The 23,196-nt window shown below is 63.4% G+C and carries 24 protein-coding genes; 16 read left to right on the forward strand and 8 right to left on the reverse strand.

Features of this window, described 5'->3' with window-relative positions:
• Positions 1–155: 155 nt before the first annotated feature.
• Positions 156–1,331, forward strand: coding sequence for a saccharopine dehydrogenase family protein (locus tag AB2B41_RS01195; protein ID WP_367875908.1), 1,176 nt, complete (start codon positions 156–158; stop codon positions 1,329–1,331).
• A 142-nt stretch (positions 1,332–1,473) separates the two neighbouring features.
• Here AB2B41_RS01195 and AB2B41_RS01200 read toward each other — a convergent pair whose 3' ends face one another.
• Together AB2B41_RS01200 and AB2B41_RS01205 are read right to left on the reverse strand one after the other, a co-directional pair.
• Positions 1,474–2,787, reverse strand: coding sequence for an ammonium transporter (locus AB2B41_RS01200; protein WP_367875909.1), 1,314 nt, complete (start codon positions 2,785–2,787; stop codon positions 1,474–1,476).
• Between the two features lie 16 nt (positions 2,788–2,803).
• Positions 2,804–3,142: a P-II family nitrogen regulator gene (locus AB2B41_RS01205; RefSeq protein WP_367875910.1), complete on the reverse strand. Its 339-nt coding sequence runs from the start codon at positions 3,140–3,142 to the stop codon at positions 2,804–2,806.
• A 256-nt stretch (positions 3,143–3,398) separates the two neighbouring features.
• Here AB2B41_RS01205 and AB2B41_RS01210 point away from each other — a divergent pair, with 256 nt between their 5' ends.
• From AB2B41_RS01210 to AB2B41_RS01245, 8 genes are all read left to right on the forward strand, one after another.
• Positions 3,399–5,612: a transglycosylase domain-containing protein gene (locus tag AB2B41_RS01210; protein WP_367875911.1), complete on the forward strand. Its 2,214-nt coding sequence runs from the start codon at positions 3,399–3,401 to the stop codon at positions 5,610–5,612.
• Positions 5,613–5,725: 113 nt separating this feature from the next.
• A complete protein-coding gene (locus tag AB2B41_RS01215; RefSeq protein ID WP_367875912.1) occupies positions 5,726–7,462 on the forward strand; it encodes a type I secretion system permease/ATPase in 1,737 nt (578 codons plus the stop codon).
• Positions 7,462–8,772 (forward strand): HlyD family type I secretion periplasmic adaptor subunit, encoded by a 1,311-nt coding sequence (locus AB2B41_RS01220; RefSeq protein WP_367875913.1) that lies wholly within the window; start codon positions 7,462–7,464, stop codon positions 8,770–8,772. The genes AB2B41_RS01215 and AB2B41_RS01220 overlap by 1 nt, the downstream gene beginning before the upstream one ends.
• A 69-nt stretch (positions 8,773–8,841) precedes the next feature.
• The gene (locus AB2B41_RS01225; protein ID WP_367875915.1) at positions 8,842–9,300 is read left to right on the forward strand and encodes a RidA family protein; all 459 of its coding nucleotides are present in this window, start codon (positions 8,842–8,844) and stop codon (positions 9,298–9,300) included.
• On the forward strand, positions 9,297–10,058 hold the full coding sequence (locus AB2B41_RS01230; RefSeq protein ID WP_367875916.1) for a glycerophosphodiester phosphodiesterase family protein: 762 nt from the start codon (positions 9,297–9,299) through the stop codon (positions 10,056–10,058). Before AB2B41_RS01225 ends, AB2B41_RS01230 begins: the two co-directional genes overlap by 4 nt.
• Positions 10,059–10,108: 50 nt before the next feature.
• Entirely contained in the window at positions 10,109–11,296 is a 1,188-nt protein-coding gene (locus AB2B41_RS01235) for a GNAT family N-acetyltransferase (RefSeq protein WP_367875917.1), read from the forward strand.
• Positions 11,293–11,601 carry a 4a-hydroxytetrahydrobiopterin dehydratase gene (locus AB2B41_RS01240; RefSeq protein ID WP_367875918.1) on the forward strand — a complete coding sequence of 103 codons (309 nt, stop codon included), beginning with the start codon at positions 11,293–11,295 and terminating at the stop codon, positions 11,599–11,601. Before AB2B41_RS01235 ends, AB2B41_RS01240 begins: the two co-directional genes overlap by 4 nt.
• The gene (locus tag AB2B41_RS01245; protein WP_367875919.1) at positions 11,601–12,494 is read left to right on the forward strand and encodes a mechanosensitive ion channel family protein; all 894 of its coding nucleotides are present in this window, start codon (positions 11,601–11,603) and stop codon (positions 12,492–12,494) included. The genes AB2B41_RS01240 and AB2B41_RS01245 overlap by 1 nt, the downstream gene beginning before the upstream one ends.
• A gap of 55 nt (positions 12,495–12,549) precedes the next feature.
• On the opposite strand, the gene AB2B41_RS01250 is transcribed toward AB2B41_RS01245, so the two are convergent.
• Entirely contained in the window at positions 12,550–13,038 is a 489-nt protein-coding gene (locus AB2B41_RS01250) for a peroxiredoxin (protein ID WP_367875921.1), read from the reverse strand.
• An 86-nt stretch (positions 13,039–13,124) separates the two neighbouring features.
• Between AB2B41_RS01250 and AB2B41_RS01255 the strand changes: the two genes are divergently transcribed.
• A complete protein-coding gene (locus AB2B41_RS01255) occupies positions 13,125–14,333 on the forward strand; it encodes an NAD(P)/FAD-dependent oxidoreductase (RefSeq protein WP_367875922.1) in 1,209 nt (402 codons plus the stop codon).
• Entirely contained in the window at positions 14,330–14,884 is a 555-nt protein-coding gene (gene rsmD, locus AB2B41_RS01260) for a 16S rRNA (guanine(966)-N(2))-methyltransferase RsmD (protein ID WP_367875923.1), read from the forward strand. Before AB2B41_RS01255 ends, rsmD begins: the two co-directional genes overlap by 4 nt.
• 97 nt (positions 14,885–14,981) lie before the next feature.
• Here the strand turns inward: rsmD and AB2B41_RS01265 are convergent, their stop codons facing one another.
• Positions 14,982–16,193: an aminotransferase-like domain-containing protein gene (locus tag AB2B41_RS01265; RefSeq protein ID WP_367875924.1), complete on the reverse strand. Its 1,212-nt coding sequence runs from the start codon at positions 16,191–16,193 to the stop codon at positions 14,982–14,984.
• 127 nt (positions 16,194–16,320) lie between these two features.
• Between AB2B41_RS01265 and AB2B41_RS01270 the strand changes: the two genes are divergently transcribed.
• Positions 16,321–16,521, forward strand: a complete 201-nt coding sequence (locus tag AB2B41_RS01270; protein WP_367875925.1) for a hypothetical protein — start codon at positions 16,321–16,323, stop codon at positions 16,519–16,521.
• A gap of 22 nt (positions 16,522–16,543) precedes the next feature.
• On the opposite strand, the gene map is transcribed toward AB2B41_RS01270, so the two are convergent.
• Both map and sfsA read right to left on the reverse strand, forming a co-directional pair.
• Positions 16,544–17,371, reverse strand: coding sequence for a type I methionyl aminopeptidase (gene map, locus AB2B41_RS01275; protein ID WP_367875926.1), 828 nt, complete (start codon positions 17,369–17,371; stop codon positions 16,544–16,546).
• A 19-nt stretch (positions 17,372–17,390) separates the two neighbouring features.
• Entirely contained in the window at positions 17,391–18,104 is a 714-nt protein-coding gene (gene sfsA, locus AB2B41_RS01280) for a DNA/RNA nuclease SfsA (protein ID WP_367875927.1), read from the reverse strand.
• A 46-nt stretch (positions 18,105–18,150) separates the two neighbouring features.
• On the opposite strand from sfsA, the gene AB2B41_RS01285 reads away from it, so the two are divergent.
• The 4 genes from AB2B41_RS01285 to AB2B41_RS01300 are packed head-to-tail and all read left to right on the forward strand — an operon-like array spanning position 18,151 to position 21,099.
• On the forward strand, positions 18,151–18,870 hold the full coding sequence (locus AB2B41_RS01285) for a competence/damage-inducible protein A (RefSeq protein WP_367875928.1): 720 nt from the start codon (positions 18,151–18,153) through the stop codon (positions 18,868–18,870).
• Positions 18,867–19,586, forward strand: coding sequence for a GNAT family N-acetyltransferase (locus AB2B41_RS01290; protein ID WP_367875929.1), 720 nt, complete (start codon positions 18,867–18,869; stop codon positions 19,584–19,586). The genes AB2B41_RS01285 and AB2B41_RS01290 overlap by 4 nt, the downstream gene beginning before the upstream one ends.
• Before the next feature lie 11 nt (positions 19,587–19,597).
• Positions 19,598–20,167: a peroxidase-related enzyme gene (locus tag AB2B41_RS01295; RefSeq protein WP_367875930.1), complete on the forward strand. Its 570-nt coding sequence runs from the start codon at positions 19,598–19,600 to the stop codon at positions 20,165–20,167.
• On the forward strand, positions 20,164–21,099 hold the full coding sequence (locus AB2B41_RS01300; RefSeq protein WP_367875931.1) for an OmpA family protein: 936 nt from the start codon (positions 20,164–20,166) through the stop codon (positions 21,097–21,099). Before AB2B41_RS01295 ends, AB2B41_RS01300 begins: the two co-directional genes overlap by 4 nt.
• An 89-nt stretch (positions 21,100–21,188) precedes the next feature.
• On the opposite strand, the gene AB2B41_RS01305 is transcribed toward AB2B41_RS01300, so the two are convergent.
• Both AB2B41_RS01305 and AB2B41_RS01310 read right to left on the reverse strand, forming a co-directional pair.
• Positions 21,189–22,094 carry a LysR family transcriptional regulator gene (locus AB2B41_RS01305; protein ID WP_367875932.1) on the reverse strand — a complete coding sequence of 302 codons (906 nt, stop codon included), beginning with the start codon at positions 22,092–22,094 and terminating at the stop codon, positions 21,189–21,191.
• 137 nt (positions 22,095–22,231) lie between these two features.
• Positions 22,232–23,173 (reverse strand): zinc transporter ZntB, encoded by a 942-nt coding sequence (locus AB2B41_RS01310; protein WP_367875933.1) that lies wholly within the window; start codon positions 23,171–23,173, stop codon positions 22,232–22,234.
• Positions 23,174–23,196: the final 23 nt, after the last annotated feature.

Raw genomic sequence — 23,196 nt, forward strand, 5'->3', positions numbered from 1 at the left:
TCCAACACCTGCCCTGCGCGCAACGTCCAGTGTCGGGTGAACGGCTGGCGACGCGACGTCTTTTCGGTTCGGGCGGAATTTCGCCTCTTCACCCTTTGACGGCAGGCATCCCGCCCTGTCATGGATAGTGCTGACCCAAAGGAAAGGACTGGACCATGAGCGCACGTGACATCGACATCACCATCTACGGGGCGACGGGCTTTACCGGCTCGCTCGTGGCGGAATACCTGGCCGGGATGAACGACCCTGACCTCAGGCTCGCTTTTGGGGGGCGCAACGGCGACAAGCTGCGCGCGGTCGCCGAGGCCAATGATTGCGTCGACCGGGTGACGCTGATCGAGGCGGATGCGACGGACCGGCCAGCACTCGACAAGCTGGCGGCGCGCAGCAAGGTGGTGATCGCCATGGCGGGGCCTTACGCCCAATATGGCTCTCAGCTTGTTGGGGCCTGCGTCGAGGCGGGGACGGATTACGTCGATCTCTGCGGCGAGCCGCAGTGGATGCGGGAGATGATCGAGAAACATCAGGCTCGGGCCGAAGAGACCGGTGCGCGGATCGTGTTCTCCTGCGGGTTCGACTCCATTCCCTCGGACCTCGGGGTCGTGCATCTGCAAACCCTCGCGCAAGAGAAATTTGGCGGTGCCTTCCCCCGCGTGAAAGGCCGGGTTGAACGCATTCAGGGCGGCCCATCGGGCGGCACGGTGGCAAGCCTCATCGGCTCGACCAAAGCTGCGGCTGCGGACCCCGCGGTGCGCGACGTCATGATCAGCCCCTTCGGCCTGACGCCCGGTTTCCAGGGGCCGAAACAGCCGCATGGACAGGCACCGGTCGAAGACGAGGACCTTGGCACCTGGGCCGCGCCCTTCGTGATGGCGGTGATCAACGTCAAGAACGTGCACCGAACGAACGTACTGGCGGGCCTGCCCTGGGGTGAGGGCTTTGTCTACGACGAGATGATGGTTACGGGGCCGGGTGAGAAAGGGGCCCAAATGGCCAAGCAGATCGCGTCGATGGGGCCCGGCGGCGGCATGGGCGAGTCCAAGCTAAAGCCGGGCGACGGTCCTTCCAAGGAAGAGCGCGAGAACGGGTTCTTCACCATCGCGCTGCATGGCTCGGGGCTGGACGGACACACCGGGGTTGTGCGGGTGTCGGGGGACAAGGACCCAGGTTATGGCTGTACCTCGATGATGATCAGCCAGGCGGCGCTGTGCTTGCTGCGCGATGGGACAGAGGCCAGGGGCGGCATCTGGACACCCGGTGCGGCGATGGGCGAGACGGTGGTGAAGCGGTTGAGCGATGCGGGCGTGCTTACCTTCGAGGCGAAGGTATAGGCGGCAGGAAAAGTGGCGGGGTGAGTCCCGCCCTGCGCGATGCCGTAAGGTGGGGTTCACCCCACCATTCGAGAAATGCCGCCCGGCAATGAAAAGGCCCGGAGCGATTGCTCCGGGCCTTTCCCTTGCCGAGGGGGAGAACTCAGCCTTTGGAGAAGTCGGGATAGGCTTCCATGCCCAGCTCCGAGGTGTCGAGACCGTTGATCTCTGCCTCTTCGCTGACGCGGATGCCGATGACCGCCTTGAGGATGAACCACAGGACCAGCGAGACCACGAAGGTGAAGACACCGTAGGCGATGATGCCGGTGATCTGCGTGCCAAGCGACGCGTCGCTGTTGTAGAACACCACGGCGATGGTGCCCCAGATGCCCGCGATCAGGTGGACCGGGATGGCACCGACCACGTCGTCGATCTTGAACTTGTCCAGCATCGGGACGGTGAAGACCACGATCACGCCACCGATGGCACCGATCCAGAGCGCACCGAAGAGCGAGGGCGCCAGCGGCTCGGCGGTGATGGACACCAGACCGGCGAGACAGCCGTTCAGCACCATGGTCAGGTCGACCTTGCTGTACACCAGCTGCGTCAGGATCAGCGCGGTCACGGCACCGGAAGCGGCGGCCATGTTGGTGTTGGCAAAGATGCGGCCCACGTCGGTGATGTCACCCACGGTGCCCGCTGCCAGCTGGGAGCCGCCGTTGAAGCCGAACCAGCCGAGCCACAGGATGAACGTGCCAAGTGTTGCGAGCGCGAGGTTGGAGCCCGGGAAGGGGTTCACGCGGCCATCCTTGTACTTGCCCAGACGCGGACCCAGCACGATCGCACCGGCCAGAGCGGCCCAGCCACCCACGGAGTGCACGATGGTGGAACCGGCGAAGTCGGAGAAGCCCGCCTCGGAGAGCCAGCCGCCGCCCCACTGCCAGGAGCCGGAAATCGGGTACATGATACCGGTCAGCACGACGACGAAGATCAGGAAGGGCCAGAGCTTGATCCGCTCGGCCAGCGCACCGGACACGATGGAGGCGGTTGCCGCCACGAACATTAGCTGGAAGAAGAAGTCCGACGCGACCGAGGCATAGCCAAGGTCCGCATCCGCGGCACCGAGGCCCACGGGTTCAAGCGAGGTGAAGAAGCCGCCGATGGACAGGTAGCCGTTGAAGTCACCGGGATACATGATCCCGTAACCGCAAAGCCAGTACATGATGGCCGCGATGGAGAAGAGCGCGATGTTCTTGGTCAGCTGCATCGTCACGTTCTTGGACCGCACGAGGCCCGCCTCGAGCATAGCAAAGCCCGCCGCCATCCAGAACACCAGGAAGCCGCCCACCAGGAACAGCAGGGTGGTCATGATATATGGGCCGATTTCGTCGAAGCCCGGCGTCGCATCCTGCGCCAGTGCCAGCGATGGCATCATCGCTGCCAAACCGGCGAGGGGGAGGAGATATGTCTTTTTCATCGGTTTGTCCTTTGAGTTAGAGAGCGTCTTCGCCGGTTTCGCCGGTGCGCACGCGCACGGCCTGTTCCACGTCGAGCACAAAGATCTTGCCGTCGCCGATCTTGCCGGTCTGTGCCGTGCGCGAGATGACCTCGACCATCTGGTCGGCCACGGAATCGGCGACGACCAGCTCCAGCTTCACTTTCGGAACAAAATTCACGACGTATTCCGCGCCGCGATAAATCTCTGTATGGCCCGACTGCGCGCCGAACCCCTTGATCTCCGTGACCATCAAGCCGCGGACACCCGCTTCGGTGAGCGCTTCACGCACTTCCTCCAGCTTAAATGGTTTGATTGTTGCAATGATGAGTTTCACCTTTGGTTCCCTCTTCCAGTTGGCAGGCAGGCCCTGCAGTGTGCCGCTGCAGAAACTGGTATTTTTGAGCGAGTTGGAAGATTTTCGCCCCGATTTCGCGAGGTAAGTTCGAGAAATATGCTCAAAAATTATGCGATTGATTTAGAATGCATAAATATTAATCATGTAGTTGACCGATAAACCATCCATCCACAGCTAAACAAGGGCGCGGAAACCCGGTAATCTTCGTGAAAAAAGGGCAGGCATCAGGCGGCACATGACTGATTCATCCAAGCGCAAGCGACCCCTGGTGGCGGACAAACGCTATCCGTCGAAGGCAAAGACGGGGGCCAAGCCTGCTGCCCGACAGGCCGCGAAGAAACCGGCCGCACCCAAGAAACGCGCCCGCAAGCCGCAAAGGCCCCGGCGCGGCGGGATCATTGGCTTCTTCCAGGCGATCATCGGCTGGGTTCTGAGGTTGATCTGGAAGATCACATGGCGCCTGACGGCGGTTGCCGCGCTGATCCTCGTGCTGGCGGTCGGATACCTATACACGACCCTGCCGCCGCTCGAGGCACTGCTGGACGGACGCGCGCGCGGATCGGTGACGCTCCTGGACCGGGACGGCGAGGTTTTTGCCTGGCGGGGGGATCAGTTCGGCGGGGTCGTGACCGCCGCATCGGTGTCGCCCCATCTCAAGAACGCGGTGATCGCGACCGAGGACAAGCGCTTCTACCGCCATCTTGGCGTCAGCCCACGCGGTATTGCCTCGGCCATTCGCATCAACCTTTCCGAAGGGCGGGGGCCTCTGCAGGGGCACGGCGGGTCGACCATCACCCAGCAGGTGGCCAAGTTGATCTGTCTGGGTGAGCCCTTCGATCCTGGCGCGGGGATCACCGAACAGGAATACGAGGCTGATTGCCGCCGCACCTCGATCCGCCGCAAGGCGAAGGAAGCGTTGTTCTCCATGGCGATGGAGCTGAAGTATTCCAAGGACGACATCCTGTCGATCTACCTCAACCGCGCCTACATGGGCGGTGGGGCCTACGGGGCCGAAGCTGCCGCGCAGCGGTTCTTCGGCAAGCCCGCCGCCGCGGTGAACGCCGCTGAAGGGGCGATGCTGGCAGGCCTTCTGACGGCGCCGACCACGCTGTCGCCCACAAACAACCTCGACCGGTCGCAGGACCGCGCGGCGACGGTGATCCGCCTGATGCGCGAGCAGGGGTACCTGACCGAACAGGAGGCGGCATTCGCCCGGGCCAACCCGGCAGAGTTGTCGGAAGCGGCCGAGGCGCGTGCGGGCGGCTATTTCGCCGACTGGGTGATGTCGACGGGACCCGAATTCTTTACCCGCAACACAACCGAGGACGTGCGCATCCGCACCACGCTTGACCAGCGCATCCAGACAGCTGCCGAAGAGGGGCTGAAATGGGTCTTCGAGAACAAGGTACGCGAAGGGTCCGAAGCGCAGGCGGCTATCGTGGTCATGTCATCCGACGGCGCGGTGCGCGCCATGGTGGGCGGGCGCAAGACCAAGGTGGCAGGTGCCTTCAACCGCGCCACGCAGGCGCTGCGGCAGACCGGATCGGCTTTCAAACCCTTCGTTTATGCCGCGGCCCTCGATCTGGGCTATTCGCCGAATGATCTGATCGTCGATGAACCCTATTGCCTGAACATCCCCGGCTCTGGCGAGTGGTGCCCGCGCAACTATACGAACAGGCACTACGGACCGGTGACCATGACCACGGCGCTGATGAATTCGCTCAACATTCCTGCCGTGAAGATTTCCGAAAGCGTGGGCCGTGAAACGGTGAGCCATGTGGCGACGCAATTCGGCATCCGGAATGACCTTGCAGCAGGCCCGGCGCTGGCGCTGGGTGCGTCTGAAAGCACGCTGATCGAGATGACCGGTGCCTACGCGGGGATACTCAACGGTGGCTCTTCGGTCACGCCCTACGGCCTGATCGAACTTACGCTGCTGGGAGACGATGAACCGCTAATGGGCACCGGTGGCGGTATCGGTGAGCGGGTGATCCAGGAGGATGCGGCAGGTCAGCTTGTCTATATGATGGAGAAAGTGATCTCGGAAGGGACGGGCTCGCGTGCGCAGTTTGGCGGGCGGCAGCTCGCCGGCAAGACGGGGACCACCTCTGCAGCCAAGGACGCATGGTTTATCGGTTTCTCCGCCGATTACGTGACGGGCGTGTGGATGGGCTATGACGACAACACGCCCCTGACCGGCGTGACCGGCGGCGGGCTGCCCACCGACATCTGGCGCGAGACGATGAGCCGTGTCCACGAAGGTCTGCCGCTGATGCCATTGCCCATGACCAACCCCGATCCGGCAAGCGGGTTGGGCGAGGTGCAGGGCTCGCGGCCGATCCCTGTCGGCAATTCCGGCGGCAGCATCATCGACCAGGTGTTGCGTGACATCTTTGGTGGTGGTGGCCAAGGCAGCAACGCGCCAGCACCGCGCGCCGGGGACCGCTGAGGCAAGCACGGCGTCGCGGCAATTCTATCTTAAACAAACCCTGCTCTACCTGCACGCCAGCGGGGAAGCGGCCAGCCAAGCAGTCAGCCCCCCGATCGAGCGGGACAAAAGCCATGCGCGCGGAATTCGCAAGACGGGGCAGGGAAGAGTTGCGCGGCATCGCCCGGCAAAGCAGGCCGCTTTACGCCGTGGTCGCCGTGTTCAGCTTTTTCGCCAACCTGCTGATGCTCACCGGACCGATGTACATGCTACAGGTCTATGACCGCGTGCTCATGTCGGGCTTGGTCGAGACGCTGGTGGCGCTGTCGTTGCTGATGGTGTTTCTCTACATCATGATGGGCCTGCTCGATTTCGCGCGGGGACGGATCATGGCGCGGATCGCGCTGCGGTTTGCGCAGGACCTGCAGGCGCGCGTGTTTCACGCGGTGATGCGCAAGGCGGCTGTCCTGCCCGACAAGGGAACCAGCGGCGGCTTGCAGGACTTGGAGAACCTTCAACGGCTGATCGCGGCACCGCTGATCATCGCGCTGCTCGACATGCCTTGGACACCAATCTTTATCGGCACGATCTTTGTCTTTCATCCGCTTCTGGGGGCGCTGGCACTGAGCGGCGCGCTGTCGCTGGTTCTTATCACGCTGGCGAACCAGCTCCTGACCCGCCGCGCGCAGCGCGAAGCAGGCGCGAGCCATCATGCGGCGGAAAGCGCTGCAGATCATTTCCGGATTGAAGCTGAGACGCTGCGCGCCATGGGGATGCGGCAGGCGGCTTACCGGCGGTGGCGCGCATACCAGTCAAGGGCCGACGCACGGGATATCGCCGCTCAGGACACCGGTGGCGCCTTCGCGACGCTGACCAAGACGCTGCGGCTGTTCCTGCAGTCGGCGATGCTGGGTCTGGGGGCCTGGCTGGTGATCGCGGGTCAGATGACGCCCGGCGGTATGATCGCGGGCTCGATCTTGCTGGCGCGGGCGCTGTCGCCGGTCGAGGCGGCGCTGAACCAATGGCCGCTCGCGCAGGCAGGGATGCAAAGCTGGACGGACCTTGCCGCCCTTCTGGGCGAGGTGCCCGAGGAAGAGCCACGCCTTTCCCTCCCCAAGCCCCGCGCGCGATTGCAGGTGCACGCGCTTACCGTGGTGCCGCCGGGGGAGCGGCTGGCGACACTCAAATCCCTCAGTTTCATTGTGGAACCGGGGCAAGCTGTTGGGGTGATCGGTCCTTCCGGCGCGGGCAAATCCACATTGGCCCGCGCCCTTGTCGGAGCATGGCCTGCGGCGGGGGGGTACATTCGCCTCGACGGTGCGGCGCTTGACCAATACGGGCCCGAGGCGCTGGGTCAGCACGTCGGCTACCTGCCGCAGCGGGTACAGCTTTTCCACGGGACGGTTGCAGAGAATATTGCGCGGCTCGCATCCGATTGCTGTGACGAAGCTGTCGTCGCGGCGGCCCAGATGGCCGGGGCGCATGAGATGATCCTTGCCTTGCCACAGGGCTATGACACGCGGGTGATCCCCGATCAGCCGCGCCTTTCGGGGGGGCAGTTGCAGCGCATTGGACTAGCGCGGGCGCTCTTCGGTGATCCGGTACTGGTTGTGATGGACGAGCCGAACGCGAACCTCGACAACGCGGGGTCCGCCGCGCTGAACGGCGCGATCCGGCAGATCAAGGCCAGCGGGCGGGCGGTGATGATCATGGCACACCGGCCCGGTGCGATCCAGGAATGCGACATGATCCTGATGCTTGATGCTGGGATGCGCGTGGCCTTCGGCCCCAAGGACGAGGTGCTGACCGGCATGGTCCGGAACGCCAAGGCAATCCAGGCGACACCTGCCGCCGCATCCGGGATGCGGTAATGGCCGAGCGGACAATGGAGCTGGCTACCGCGCGGCCTTTCGTGCTGCTTGGCACCATGGCGCTGGCGGTCATGCTGCTGGGGATTGCGATGTGGGGCGGCACGACCGTCATCTCTGGCGCGATCCTTGCCCCCGGCGTGATCGAGGCCCGCGAAAGCCGCCAGATCGTCCAGCATCCGACAGGGGGCAAGGTGGCCGAGGTACTGGTGCGGGAGGGCGATGCGGTCATGGCGGGCGATCCGCTGATCCGTCTCGATACAGAGGCGGCACGCGCCGAGCTGGCCTACGTCGAGGAGCAGCTTTTTGAGATAAGGGCGCGGCTGGAACGGCTGCGGGCCGAATACACCGGGTCTTCGGAAGTGCGTTTTGGCAGGGCACTTGAGGAAGATGCGGCAACGCAGGCACAGCTTGCCGCCATCCTCGACGGTCAGCGGGCGCTCTTTCGAGCGGGTCGCGAGACCTTGCGAGAGCAGACGAGCCAACTGCGCCAGCGCCAGCGACAGGGGCAGGCCCGGATCGAAGGCATCGAGGCGCAGATCGCAGCGCTGGCGGTGCAGCGGCAACTGATCGAGAGCGCTCTGTCCAGCCAGCAGGACCTGAAGGCACGGGGCCTTGTGCCCGCGGCGACGGTCTTGCAATTCCAGCGCGAGGAATCGGTGTTGCAGGGGCAGATGGGCGAATTGATCGCGTCGCGCGCGCAGGCGCGCGAACAAATCGCCGAAATAGAAATCGAGATAACGCAGCGCGCGTCCCTTTACCGGCAGGAGGCGATTGCTCGGGCGCGCGAACTGGAACAGCCGCTTCGTGACCATCGCGCCGAGGCGCGGAGGCTCGAGGCCGAGATCGCGGCGGCCGAATTGCGCGCGCCGGTTCAGGGCGTTGTCTTTGGCCTTGCCGTCACTGTCGGCCAGGCCGTGGTCCGCCCGGCCGAGCCGCTGCTCTACGTCGTGCCGCAGGGGGGCGGCGGTCTGGCAGTTCTGCGTGTCCCGCCCCGCGACATTGACCAGGTGGTCATGGGGCAGGAGGTGAAGCTGCGGCTGTCCGCGCTAGACCAGCGGATCACGCCGGAGATCACGGGACATGTGTCGCAGCTCTCGGCCGACCGGGTGCTGGACGATCGTACGCAGGAGGATCACTACCGGGTCGAGGTGTCACTGCCGCGCGCCGAGCTTTCGCGCCTGCCCGAGGGCGTGCTCCTGTTGCCGGGAATGCCGGTCGAAGCCTTCATCAAGACCCAAGAGCGCACGCCGATGGCCTTCCTCGTGAAGCCCATCGCGGATTATTTCGCGCGCGCGCTACGCGAAAGCTGATCTGGCCCTTTTCGTCGTCCCGCAAGACCGCTAGCGTCCGGGCAGATCAATGTGGAAAGGACCCGCGCCATGAGCATTACCGAAAGACTTGCCGAACTTGGTGTCACCCTGCCTGACGCGCCTGCACCGGCGGCCAATTACGTGCCCTTCGTACAGGTCGGCAACACCGTCTACGTGTCGGGACAGATATCGAACGGGCCCGATGGGCTGATTACCGGCAAGCTGGGCGCGGATATAGACGTGGCAGCCGGCGCGGCAGCGGCCAAGACCTGCGCGATTTCCCTTCTGGCGCAGGTCAAGGCGGCCTGTGGCGGTGACATTGAACGGCTGGTGCGGGTTGTGAAGCTGACCGGTTTCGTCAACTCCACGCAGGATTTCGCCGACCAGCCCAAGGTGATCAACGGCTGCTCCGATTTCCTGGTCGACGCACTGGGCGACCGGGGGCGTCATGCGCGCTCGGCGGTCTCGGCCCCCTCGCTTCCCCTTGGGGTCGCCGTTGAGATCGAGGGTATCTTCGAGATCAAATGACCCTGCCCGAGGCCTTCTATCACGTTCCGCTGGCGCACCGTGCGCTGCACGACCGCAGCGACGGGCGGCCCGAGAACAGCCGCGCGGCGATCCGCGCGGCCATCGCGGCGGGCTACGGGATCGAGATCGATCTGCAGCTGAGCGCCGATGACGCCGCGATGGTGTTTCACGACTATGCGCTCGAGCGGCTGACGGGCGAAAACGGGGCGGTGCGACTGCGTTCTGCAAGCGATCTGGCGGGTATCTCGCTGCTGGGCGGTGACGAGGGCATTCCCGATCTCCCGGAGGTGCTGGAAATCATCGCGGGGCGGGTGCCGCTGGTGATCGAACTCAAGGATCAGGACGGCGGCATGGGGCCGGACATCGGCGCGCTGGAACGTGCGACCGCGCAGGCTTTGCAGGGTTACGGCGGGCCGGTGGCGGTGATGTCCTTCAATCCCCATTCTGTCGCGAAGATAGGCGAACTCCTTCCCGAGGTACCGCGCGGGCTGGTGACGAGCGCCTATCGCTACGACGACTGGCCGCTGTCCAGGGCAACCTGCGACCGGCTGCGGGACATCCCGGACTACGACCGCGTGGGCGCCTGTTTCATCTCGCACGAGCGCGACGACCTGGACCGTGCGCGCGTGGCGGCGTTGAAGGACCATGGCGCGATGATCTGTTGCTGGACGGTGCGCAGCCCCGAGCAGGAAGCAGAGGCGCGCAAGGTCGCGCATAACATCACTTTCGAAGGTTATCGGGCGGCGCTGCATCCTTGATCTCGTGCTCTCCCGCCACACATGTAAGCGGCAGGAAAGACGGGCAGAACATGAGCACGCAGGAGATAGAAATCAGGCTGGTGCCGAGCCTGGCCGAGATCGGTCAGGCCGACTGGGATGCCTGCGCTTGCCCCGAGGCCGCCGATGGCGGGCGGCCCAACGACCCCTTCACCACCTACCGTTTCCTGTCCGCGCTGGAGGAAAGCGGCAGTGTGGGCCCCGGCACCGGATGGCAGCAGCAACACCTTGTGGCCTCCATCGGGGGCGAGGTGATCGCGGTGGCGCCCCTTTACGCCAAGATGCACAGCCAGGGCGAATACATCTTCGATCACAACTGGGCCCACGCTTGGGAGCGCGCGGGCGGGCGCTATTACCCAAAGCTGCAGATCGCCGTGCCCCACACGCCCGCAACGGGGCGGCGGTTCCTGACCCGCCCCGGTTTCGAGGACGTCGGGATGAGCGCGCTTATCCAGGGTGCGCTCAAGGTGACGGAAAACAACGGTCTCTCCTCGGTTCACGTGACCTTCTGCACGCAGGAAGAAGCGGAGTTTGCCGCCGAGATGGGCATGATGGTCCGCAAGAGCCAGCAGTTTCACTGGAAGAACGACGGTTATGCGGATTTCAAAGCCTTCCTCGCCACGTTGAATTCCCGCAAGCGCAAGAACATCCGCAAGGAACGCGCGCAGGCGCAGGCTTTCGGCGGGACGATCGAGACATTCACCGGAGACGCGCTGCGTCCCGAACACTGGGATGCGTTCTGGATGTTCTACCAGGACACCGGGGCGCGCAAATGGGGCTCGCCCTACCTGACACGCCAGTTCTTTGACATCGCGCAGGAGACGCTGCGTGACGACATTGCCCTGGTGCTGGCCGAACGCGAGGGCCGCTGGGTCGCGGGTGCGCTGAACTTTATCGGGGCTCATGCGTTGTATGGCCGGTATTGGGGCTGTATCGAGCATCATCCCTGCCTGCATTTCGAGCTGTGCTACTACCGCGCCATCGACTTTGCCATTGCCCACGGGCTCTCCACGGTCGAGGCGGGCGCGCAGGGCGAACACAAGCTGGCGCGCGGGTACCTTCCGACGCCCACGTGGTCGGTGCACTGGATGCGGGACGAGGGGTTTGCCCGCGCGGTCGGCGACTATCTGCGGGCCGAAAGGGACGCGGTGGACCACGAGATCGAGGTTTTGACAGAATACGGGCCGTTCAAGCGCGCCCATGTAGAGGAACAGGAATGACAGAAAAACTGAGTGAAGAGACGCGCGGCACCGTGCTGAAACCGCTGTTCGACAGCGGATGGGAAATGGTGGAGGGTCGCGATGCGATCAAGAAGACCTTTGTCTTCGCGGACTTCGTCGAGGCCTTCGGCTGGATGACCCAGGTCGCGATCTGGGCCGAGAAATGGAACCACCACCCCGAGTGGGACAACGTCTACAAGACCGTCAACGTTACGCTGACCACCCATGACGTGGGTGGATTGAGCGCGCTTGACGCGAAAATGGCGCGTAAGATGGACAGCCTCGCGGAGCGGGCTGAAGACTGATGGAAGAAGTTGAGAATACCTTGGAAGAAGTTGAGAACACTGTCGCAAATTTCATGACGACCGAGATCTGGCAGGGCAAGACGCTCGCCGATCTTTTGACGCTCGAATTCCTCGCCAGCGCTGCAGGTTCCCTGCTTGGCGCAATCCTAATCATCCTGATGGGCTGGACGATCTCGGCGTGGCTGCAACGGCGCGTGTCGAACCTTGGGCGCAAGAACAAGCACCTCGACGAGATGCTCTTTGATTTCCTGGCCTCCATCGTCCGCTACGTGGTGCTGGGCTTCACGATCCTCTTCGTGCTCAATACCTTCGGGGTGCGTACAACCTCGGTTGTGGCGGTCATCGGTGCCGCCGGTCTGGCCATCGGTCTGGCCTTGCAGGGGACGCTGTCAAATGTCGCGGCGGGCGTGATGCTGATCCTGTTCAGGCCCATCAAGACCGGCGATTTCGTCGAAGTCGCAGGCCAGATGGGGACCGTCAAGAACATCAACCTCAACTTCACCGAACTGGCTGACATGAGCAACGTTCAGGTCATCGTGCCGAATTCGGAGGTTTGGGGGAACATCATCACCAATTATTCCAGCAACGACAAACGCCGTGCGGAATGGACTTTTGGTGTGGGATATGGTGCGAACCTCAAGGACGCCGAGACGATCATTCGCGAGACGATCATGGCCGACGCACGCGCACATACGGAGCCTGAGCCCTTTATTCAGGTTACGAACCTCGGCAACAGCTCGGTGGATTTTCTCGTGCGCGTGTGGTGCAATTCCAGCGATTTCTTTGCCTTCAAGGCGGATATGACGCGCAAGGTAAAAGAGGCGCTGGATGCGGGCGGGGTAGATATTCCCTTTCCGACCCGAACGATCATTCAGGCAGCGGCCAACGGTTGATTCACTCGTGCCATCGGACAGATCAAGGGACGCCCGACGGGGCGTCCCTTTGGTCTTACATGTTGGCGAGCAACGCCTCGCCCGCTGACACCTCACAGACACCGGGGCTTTCCTCGGGCTGGAACAGCGTGATCTTGCCGTCCTCGACCAGCATCGCGTAGCGCTTGGAGCGGCCCATCAGACCGGCGGGCGGCGCGTCGAAATCCATGCCGATGGCCTTGGTGAACTCGGACTGCGCGTCGGCCAACATGGTGATGCCTGCCGCAGCCGCACCCGTTGCCTCGCCCCAGGCTTTCATGACGAAGGGATCGTTGCAGGACACGCAGATGATCTCGTCCACGCCCTTGGCATCGAACCGGTCCTTGGTCCGCACGAAGCTGGGGACATGTGCCGAGTGGCAGGTGGGGGTAAAGGCACCCGGCACGGCAAAGATCACGACCTTGCGGCCCTTGACCTTGTCCGCCATTTTGACCTGTGCTGGTCCTTCAGCGCCCATTTGCACCAATGTCGCGTCGGGCAGGTTGTCTCCCTGAGAGATGGCCATCGCTATTTCCTTTCACATGATTGCGTTTGCCTTCGGCGAGCATATAGGGTCCGCCGAAAAGCGCGACCAGTCATTCGGAGAGGATAATGGGCCATGTGATCGTGATCGGGGCGGGGCAGGCGGGCGCGTCCTGTGTTGCCAAGCTCCGCAATGGCGGATTCGACGGGGAGATCACGCTGATCGGAGCCGAGCCCGTGCCACCCTACCAGCGCCCGCCCCTCAGCAAGGGATATCTCTTGGGCGAGATGTCGCTGGAGCGGCTGTTCCTGCGTCCCGAGAGCTTCTATGCGGAGAACGACATCGACCTGCGGCTGGACCAGACGGTCGAGGCGGTCAATACGTCGGCGCAGACCGTGACCGTCGGCGGTGAGGTATTGCATTACGATGATCTGGTTTTTGCGACGGGATCGACGCCGAACCACTTGCCCCCAGCAATCGGCGGTGATCTTGAAGGCGTATTTGTCGTCCGCACATTAGCGGACGTGGACGCCATGGCGCCGCGCTTCACGGAAGGGGCGCGCGTGCTGATCGTGGGCGGCGGCTACATCGGGCTCGAGGCCGCTGCGGTGGCGGCCAAGCTGGGGCTGCAGGTGACGCTGGTGGAAATGGCAGACCGTATTCTCCAACGTGTCGCCTGCCCCGAGACGAGCGACTTTTTCCGTGCGCTGCACCGGCAGCATGGCGTGGACATCCGCGAGGGCGTCGGGCTTGAGACACTCACGGGAGACGGGTCCGTCACCGGCGCGCGGCTCTCGGACGGCAGCACGCTCGACGTCGATTTCGTCATCGTCGGCGTCGGTATCCGGCCCGAGACAGTGCTGGCAGAAACGGCGGGGATAGAGACCGAGAACGGCATTCGCACCGACGCACAGGGCTGCACCTCGGCCCCTCATGTCTGGGCCGCGGGCGATTGCGCGTCCTTCCCCTATCGCGGGGGACGCATCCGGCTTGAATCGGTCCCCAACGCCATCGATCAGGCGGAATGCGTGGCCGAGAACATCATGGGGGCGGGCAAGGAGTATGTCGCGAAACCGTGGTTCTGGTCGGACCAGTACGACGTGAAACTCCAGATCGCGGGGCTGAACACCGGCTATGACCGCGTGGTGACACGGGCGGGCGACGAGGGAGCCGTGTCTTTCTGGTACTACCGGGGCGGCGTACTGCTTGCGGTCGACGCGATGAACGATCCGCGCGGCTACATGGTGGGCAAGCGGTTGATCGAGGTCGGCAAGTCGCCTGCGCCCGAGGCCATCGCCGACCCCGCGACCGACCTCAAGACCCTGCTCCGCGCGTGAGGATCATCGCGGGCAGGTTTCGGGGCGTGACCCTTGCCAATGTCGGGAAGGGCGACGCCGGGGCGCATCTGCGCCCCACGTCTGACCGCGTGCGCGAGAGCCTTTTTTCCATGCTCACCCATCTCGACGTGATCGAAGGTGCGCGGGTTCTGGACCTGTTCGCGGGCACCGGCGCGCTGGGGCTCGAGGCGCTGTCGCGCGGCGCGCGGGAGGTTTGTTTTGTCGAGAACGGGCGCGTGGGGCAGCGGCTGATCACCGAGAATATCGCCAAGCTGCGGGTCGAGGCGAAAACGGTGCTCATGCGCAACGACGCGACGCGGCTGGGGTCTTGGCCGAACGCGCCTTTCGATCTGGTGTTTCTCGATCCGCCCTACGGGAAGGGGATGGGAGAGAAGGCTTTGGCCGCCGCACGGGGCGGTGGCTGGCTGGCTGCGGGGGCAACGGTGGTTTGGGAAGAGAACGCGCCGATGCAAGCACCCGAAGGGTTCACGCGGCGGGACACGCGGAAGTACGGCGATACCCATGTGACGGTGTTTGAGGTTGACGGGTAGGTCGGACAATCTTGTCCGACCTACAAACGGTACACCAAAGGCCGAACAAATTGGTCCGACACGCCCACCGCCCACAAGTCGGACATCCCTGTCCGACCTACATCATCGCCCGGATCGCTTCCCCCAGCCGCTTCATCCCCTCCTCTATCTGCGCATCCTGCGCGAGCGAGAACGCCAGCCGCAGTGTATTCGCCCCCGACCGGTCGGCAAAGAACGCTTGCCCCGGCACGAAGGCCACGCGCTGGGTTTCCAGCGACGCGCGCAGCAGATCGCCACCATCCATATGTTTGGGCAAGGTCAGCCAGACGAACATCCCACCTTCAGGCCGGTTCCAGCTGACCCCCTCGGGCATGTGCTTTTCCAGCTCTGCCAGCATCGCGTCCCGCCGAGCACCGTAGGTGCGGCGCAGCATGGCGGTATGGTCTTCGAACACGTTGCGGGCCACGGTATTGATCGCGATCTGGTTCAGCGTCGCGGAATGCAGATCAGCCGCCTGTTTCATCAGCACCAGCTGCGAGATGACCGAGGCCGCACCACAGACCCAGCCCACGCGTAAACCCGGCGCGAGCGTCTTGGAAAAGCTGCCGCAGTAGAGCGTCCGGCACTCCTCGATGCTGCCCTTGCGCGCGATCTCCAGCGCCAGCATCGGCGGGATCGCCTCGCCGTCGTAGCGCAGGGACTGGTAGGCGGAATCCTCGATCACCGCGATGTCCAGCTCATCCGCCAGCGCGAGGATATTCTCCCGCTGGCGCAGGTTCAGCGTCTCACCCGTCGGATTGGCGAAATCGACCGAGGCATAGGCGAACTTGACCCTGCCGCCTTTATCCGCCGCCGCCTGCGCGTAGTCCTCGGCTGACCGGTTCCCGCCGGGGCTGAGCCTGTCATAGTTCGGCTCATAGGCGTTGAAGGCCCCCAGCGCGCCCATGTAGGTGGGCCAGGCCACCAGCGCGGTGTCACCGGGCGACAGCATGAGCTTGCCCAGATAGTCGAGCGCCTGTTGCGAGCCGGAGGTGATCAGCACGTTGTCGCGCGTGCAGGGCACACCGAGGCTGGCCATCTGGTCAACGATCCAGTCGCGCAAAGGGCCGTAACCTTCAGAGACGGAATACTGCAAGGCGCTGCTGCTTTTTGCAGGCGACAGCGCGTCGGTCATGGCCTCCTGAAAGGCCGCGACGGGAAAGAGCGCGGGGTCGGGAATGCCTCCGGCGAAGGAGATGATGTCCGGCTGGTCAAGCAGCTTCAGAAGCTCGCGGATCTCGCTCGCCTTCATCCGGCTCATGCGGGTGGCGAAGATGTCGTGCCAATTCATGTCAGAATCCCTTCCCTATTTGCGCGACATGAGCACGGATCGTAATTTATGGCAATAATTATTACCTATCTGCGACAGAATATATCGCCATCTTCTGCCCAAGGTCCTTTTGGTGTAGGCTCTTCGCATGACCGATGCCGCATACATCGCCGGATTCCGCGCGGGTTCGAAGGCCGAGGCCGAGGCGCTTCCCATGCCCCCGCCGCGCCCCTTTGACGGGCCGGTCTTTATTCCGGACTGCATCATCCCGGCAGGCGGAGAGACGCTGTTGTCTCTGCTGATGAAGAAGATGATGCAGGAGAGTGAGGCACCCGACGACCGCGTCTGATAAGCGGCGAAACCGAGGCTGCTCAGCTTTCGTAGGTCGGATGGAACTTGCCGGCGGGCGAGAGGGTGAAAATCTCGCACCCCGTCTCGGTCACGCCAACCGAATGCTCGAACTGCGCCGACAGGGATTTGTCCCGCGTCACCGCTGTCCAGTCATCGGCCAGCACTTTGGTCTCGGCCCGGCCAAGGTTCACCATGGGCTCGATGGTAAAGAACATCCCCGGCTCAAGGACCGCACCTGTGCCCGGCTTGCCGTAGTGAAGCACATTGGGCGGTGCGTGGAATACGCGGCCCAGCCCGTGCCCGCAGAAATCGGTCACGACCGACATGCGGTGGCCTTCAACAAAGCTCTGGATCGCGTGGCCGATGTCGCCAAAGGTATTTCCGGGCTTCACCACCTCGATGCCGCGCATCAGCGAATCATGTGTCACCTGCAACAGCCGTTCCGCCTTGCGCGAAAGCTTACCCGCCACGTACATCCGCGACGAATCCCCGAACCAGCCGTCCACGATCACCGTGACGTCGATGTTCAGGATATCGCCATCCTTCAGCTTCTTGTCGCCGGGAATGCCGTGGCAGACCACGTGATTGACCGAAATGCAGCTTGCGTGCTGATAGCCCTTGTACCCGATGGTGGCCGATTTTGCGCCTGCAGCATTGACCTTATCCTCGATGATGCGGTCGATCTCGCCGGTGGTCTGGCCGACAAAGACGTGTTCCGCGATCTCATCCAGAATGGTCGCCGCAAGCTTGCCTGCGGCGTGCATGCCCGCGAAATCGGCGGGGTCGTAAATGCGGATGCCGTCCTTGGTCTGACGGCCTCGGTGCAGCTCGTTCACCGGGTTCTCCATTCGGTTCCCTGCCCTTTACCTAACGCGATGAGCGCGCAAGGGCCAGAGGGGCGGCAATTGTCACCCCTTCCCGGGAAATATGGGTGCCGATGCAAAGGGTTTCCACCCCTGCCGTTGTCGCGGCCTTATGGGCGACGGCATAGGCGGGGTCGATGTCATGGGCCACATCGACATGCGTGCAATCGGTGCGCTGGACAAGGTAGAGGAGCACGGCACGGTGTCCGGCGTGTGCCACATCGGCCAGTTCACCGAGGTGCTTTGCCCCGCGCGCAGTGACGCTGTCGGGGAATTCGGCCAGCCCCGGCTGGCGCGAAAGCGTCACGGATTTCACCTCGACGTAGGCGTCGGGCAGCCCCGCACCGCTCAGCAGAAAGTCGATCCGGGAGTTGGTGCCGTATTTCACCTCGGCACGGACCTTCTCGTACTCTGCCAGTGCGTCGATTTCCCCAGCCTCAAGGGCCGCGCGAACGGCCTTGTTAGGCAGGCTGGTATCCACCCCGGTGAAATGCCCGTTCTCGTGATCGACCAGCCTCCAGCCGTATTTCAGCTTTTTCTTGGGATCGTCATTGGGCTCCAGCCAGATTTTCGTATCCGGCTCCGCCAGCCCCATCATCGAGCCGGGATTGGCGCAATGGGCCGTCACCTCGCGCCCGTCCTCAAGCAGGCAATCTGCGAGGAAACGTTTGTAGCGGCGGATCAGCCGCGCGGGGACAAGATCAGTTTGAAAGCGCATGGGGCAGGGCCTATACGGATGCGCAAGCCTGCTCAAGGAGAAGCCGATGTCGAACCCCACCGCCGCCATGATCGTGATCGGAGACGAGATTCTCTCGGGCCGTACGCGGGACAGCAACATGCACCATCTTGCCGGGCGGCTGACCGAGGCGGGGATCGACCTTAAGGAGGTGCGCGTGGTGGGCGACGAACGCGGCACGATCATCGCGGCGGTTCAGGCCATGGCAAAGGTCTATGACTACGTTTTTACAAGCGGCGGCATCGGGCCAACACACGACGATATCACCGCCGATTGCATCGCGGCGGCCTTTGACGCGCATATCGACGTGCGCGACGACGCCCGCGCGATCCTCGCGGCGCATTACGCGAAAACCGGTTCCGAATTGAACTCTGCCCGCCTGCGCATGGCACGTATTCCTGACGGGGCGGAACTGATCGAAAACCCGGTCTCTGCCGCACCGGGGTTCCGGCTTGAGAACGTGCATGTCATGGCGGGGGTGCCTTCGGTCTTCGAGGCAATGGTGGCCTCGGTCCTGCCGACACTCACGGGCGGCGCGCCGCTGATCAGCAAGACCATGCGGATCGAGCGGGGCGAGGGCGATATCGCCGGGCCGCTCGGTGAGATTGCCAAGGCCTTCCCGCTTCTCTCCATCGGCTCCTATCCTTTCCAGAAGGATGGCAAATACGGTGCCCATGTCGTGATCCGTGGCAATAACGAGGAAGAGATCGACGCGGCACTGGGCAGGCTCGAAGTGGCCTTTGCATGACACCGACTCTGCCTGACCTCTTCGCGGCCTCCGAGGCGACATGGCCCGCTGTGAGAACGTGGGAACAGGACGGCTTCACCCTGCGCGACGGGCAGGGCGGGGGACAGCGCGTGTCGGCTGCCACCGCCACTGGCCCTGTGACCGAGGCCCAGATCGGCGCGGCGGAAGAGGCGATGCGCGCCATGGGGCAAAACCCGATCTTCTGCGAGCGCGGCCAGACACCCGACCTCGACGCGGCGCTTGCCGCGCGTGGCTATGTGATCAAGGACCCGACGCTTATCTATGTCCTGCCCATCGAAAAGCTGACCGACAAACCGATCCCCCGCGTGACCGCCTTCACCATCTGGGAGCCTCTGGCGATCATGAAGGAAATCTGGGCCACAGACGGCATCGGCCCCGCGCGTCTGGCGGTAATGGAGCGGGCGAGGCGCAAGACTGGCGTGCTGGCCCGCTGGAACGAGAAACCGGCAGGCGTCGCTTTTGCCGGGGTGCACGACAAGGTCTGCATGGTACACGGCGTCGTCGTGCTGCCCCACCAGCGCAGGCAGGGTGTCGCCGAATGGATCATGCGCGCTGCCGCCTTCTGGGGACAGGCGCAAGGGGCGACGCATCTCTCGGTGCTCTGCGTCGAAGCGAACGAACCCGCAAACAGGCTCTACCGCGCGCTGGGCTTTGAGGAAGTGGGCCGTTACCATTACCGTGTAAGGCCAGAATAAAGGAAATACCGATGTCCGACGACATGCCCACCGCCCTCGATCTGCCCATGGTAGACCCGCTGCCCCCGGCCACGCAGAAATACTTCGACATCTGCCAGGAAAAGCTCGGGATGATCCCGAACGTCCTGCGCGCCTATGCCTTCGATATCGACAAGCTGAACGCCTTCACGGCGATGTACAACGACCTGATGCTGGGTGACAGTAATCTCTCGAAGCTCGAGCGCGAGATGATCGCGGTGGCGGTGTCCTCGGTCAACAAGTGCTTCTACTGCCTTGTCGCCCATGGCGCGGCGGTGCGGGAATTGTCGGGCGATCCGGCACTCGGTGAAGCGATTGCGATGAACTACAAGGTTGCCAAGCTGACCGAGAAACAGCGTGCCATGCTCGACTTCGCGGTCCTGCTGACCAAGGAAAGTGCCAGCGTCGAGGAAAGCCACCGTCAGGCGCTGCGCGACGTGGGCTTCACTGACCGGGACATCTGGGACATCGCCTCGGTCGCCGGGTTCTTCAACATGACGAACCGCGTGGCCAGCGCCACCGACATGCGCCCGAACCCCGAATACCACGCACAGGCCAGATGATCCGCGCTGCCGCTCTGCTGATCATGCTGGCGGGTCCTGCCATGGCGCTGGATTTCACCCTGCCCGCTACCGCCCGGCAGACGGTTGAACGCAATACCTCACCCGACACATTCGCCGCTCCAATTGGCGTCTACGCAGATGGAAAGGTGCCGTCCGTGGTCGTGGAAGGGGATGTGCGACGTAGCGCCTGGCGACTCGATTCGCCGGGACTCACACCGTTCCAGGTGATGCGACCGTTGCGGGCACAACTGCTAGAAGCGGGGTTCGAAGTCAAACTAGACTGTGCCGCAAAGACCTGTGGTGATTTCGATTTCCGTTTCGCGATCGAAACGTTGCCGGGGCCGAATATGTACGTGAACATTCGGGCTTTCCATGTGGTCACGGGCGCAAGGTCGGCAGGCGGAAAAGTCAGCGAGGTCATTACCCTGCTCGCCAGCACTTCGGCCACCTCGGCCTATGTGCAGATCATCCACGCCGGCAACCTGGGCGTTGCGCAGGAGACGATCGAGACCACCGCCGACCTGCCGCTGACTATTCAGACAGCCGCGACGGAAGAAGGCTTTGCCGCACGGCTGTTGCGGCTGGGGCATACGGTGCTCGATGATCTGGATTTTGACGTCGGCAGCACCGATCTGGGGCCCGGCACGTTTGAAACACTTGAGCAATTGGCCGCCTTCATGACCGCGCAGCCGACCATGCGGATTGCGCTGGTCGGGCATACCGACACCGTGGGCGGGCTTGAACCGAATATCGCCATCTCGCGCGCGCGGGCCCGGTCCGTTCGCCAGCGGCTGATAGATGTCTACGATGTCGATGCCGACCGCATGGATGCCGAGGGCATGGGGTACCTCTCCCCCATTGCCAGCAATCTCGAAGAGGCGGGACGCACCGCGAACCGCCGGGTCGAAGTGGTGCTTTTGGGCAGCGAATAGCGCTCAACCGAAAAACGAAAAAGACCTCCGGACACCGCGAACGGCACCGGAGGCCCAGTTTCACCGAGGGAAGTGGTGTTGGTGATGTCTTACCAGTCGTTGGGGCCTTTGTCGGCAAAGGCGTGGACCAGAAAATCAATGAAGGCACGGACCTTGGGCTGCGTGAAGCGACCCGGCGGGTAGACGGCATAGATGCCCTGAGTCTCAATCGGCAGATCGGGGATCGCGTCCTGGACCAGGCCTTTCTCCATCGCGTCGGAATAGAGAAAGCTGGGCAGGTAAGCGATGCCAAGGCCCGAAATGGCCGCGTTTAGCAACGATTGCCCGTCGTTGACCGACAGCCAGCCCGCCGTGCGCACCTGGCGCTTTTCACCCGAGGGCGCGGTCAGCTTCCAGACGTTGCCGCTGGACTGGCTGGAATAATGCAAAAGCTTGTGTTCGTTCAGATCGTCGATCTTCTCGGGCCGGCCGTATTCCGCGAAATACTTCGGGGAGGCGATCATCCGTTTCGTCGTCTCGGTCAGCTTGCGGGCGCGCAGGGTGCTGTCTTCCAGCTCCCCAATGCGTACCGCCATGTCGAAGCCTTCGGAAATCAGCTCCACGTAGCGGTTGTTCAGCACCATGTTCACCGTGATGTCGGGGAAATCCGTCAGGAAGTCCGATAGCACCGGCGACAGATGGTTCACGCCGAAGTCCGTAGCGACCGAAATGCGCAGCATGCCCGAGGGTGCCGACTGCATCGAGGTGACCAGCGCATCCGCTTCGCCCGCGTCGTTCAGCACGCGGCGCGCGCGGTCGTAATAGGCCAGGCCGATCTCGGTCGGGGAGACGCGGCGCGTCGTGCGGTTCAGAAGGCGCGCGCCCAGGCGCGCTTCGAGCGAGGAGACGTGTTTCGAGACGGCGGACTTCGAAATCCCCATCTTCTTGGCGGCATCGGTGAAGCCTCCCTGGTCCACAACCGTGGCAAAAGCTTCCATTTCCGTAAGGCGGTCCATAGCCGTTCCTTCACATCACTGCACGTTCTGGAACGGTATGGCGGCGAATTCAGGCAGGAACTGGGCAGCGGTGAGACAGTAGCAAGGTATTTGCGCGGATCGTTGAGCCGCAGGAAACGCGCGAACGCTGTGTTTCCCTACAGCCAGCGGCGCAGGCGGAAGAGCAGCAGCAGCAAAAGCGCCAGGACAGCCATCCCCAGACAAAGGATCGTGAAGGCGGCCGGGTTCTCCATCCCTGGCATGCCTGCGATGTTCACGCCGAAAAGCCCGGTCAGGAAACTGAGCGGCAGAAACACCGCAGCCGCCAGCGACAGGATAAAGGAATGCCGCGCCTGGCTGCAGGCGACGTGCAGGTCGTGCTCGTCCTGCACCGTCACCAGCCTTTCGCGCATGGAATCCAGCTCTTCCACCGCAAGCGTTGTCCGGTTCGCGAGCTCGCGCAGCTTCAGCCCGTCGGGTTCGGGAATGATCGGCAGATCGACCGCCGCAAGCTTGGTAAGGGCCACGCGCTGGGGGTCAAGGTAGCGGCGCAGCCGGATCACCTGCCGGCGTGTCACCGACAACTCCGTTGGGATCGGGGTACTATCGTCCTCGAGGTCGTCTTCGTAGAACTCCGTCAGCTCGGAAATGCGGGCCACTTCCTCCTGCACCCGGGCGGTAAGTTTGCCCACGAGCAATTCGACAAAGGCCGCGGTCGTCGCTGGCCCCTTGCCGGCAATCATGTCCTGACGGATGTCTTCCAGCGCGAAGAGTTTGCGCAGCCGAACAGTGATCACGAGATTGTCTTCGACCCACATGCGCACCGACACCATGTGATCGGCATCCTGTCCCTCGTTGAGGTTGATGCCACGCAGGTTCAGGATCAGCCCTTCTTCGAAACGGTCACAGCGGGGCCGCGTTTCCGGCTGGAGAAGCGATCCGCCGGGGATGGGGGGCAAATTCGCGTTGATCCAGTCGGAAAGACCGGCCTCAGACAGATCGAAATGCCACCAGCGATAGGTGCCCTTCCCGGTGAGGCCGGTATCGGAGGGCACGGTGATTGTGCCGTCCGGCAAAATATCAAAGACGCAGATGGCCATGTCTTATCCTTTCATCGGCCCGC

Origin of the sequence: Sulfitobacter sediminis (assembly GCF_040811725.1) — a bacterium.
In the GTDB taxonomy this organism is placed as follows: Bacteria; Pseudomonadota; Alphaproteobacteria; order Rhodobacterales; family Rhodobacteraceae; genus Sulfitobacter; species Sulfitobacter sediminis.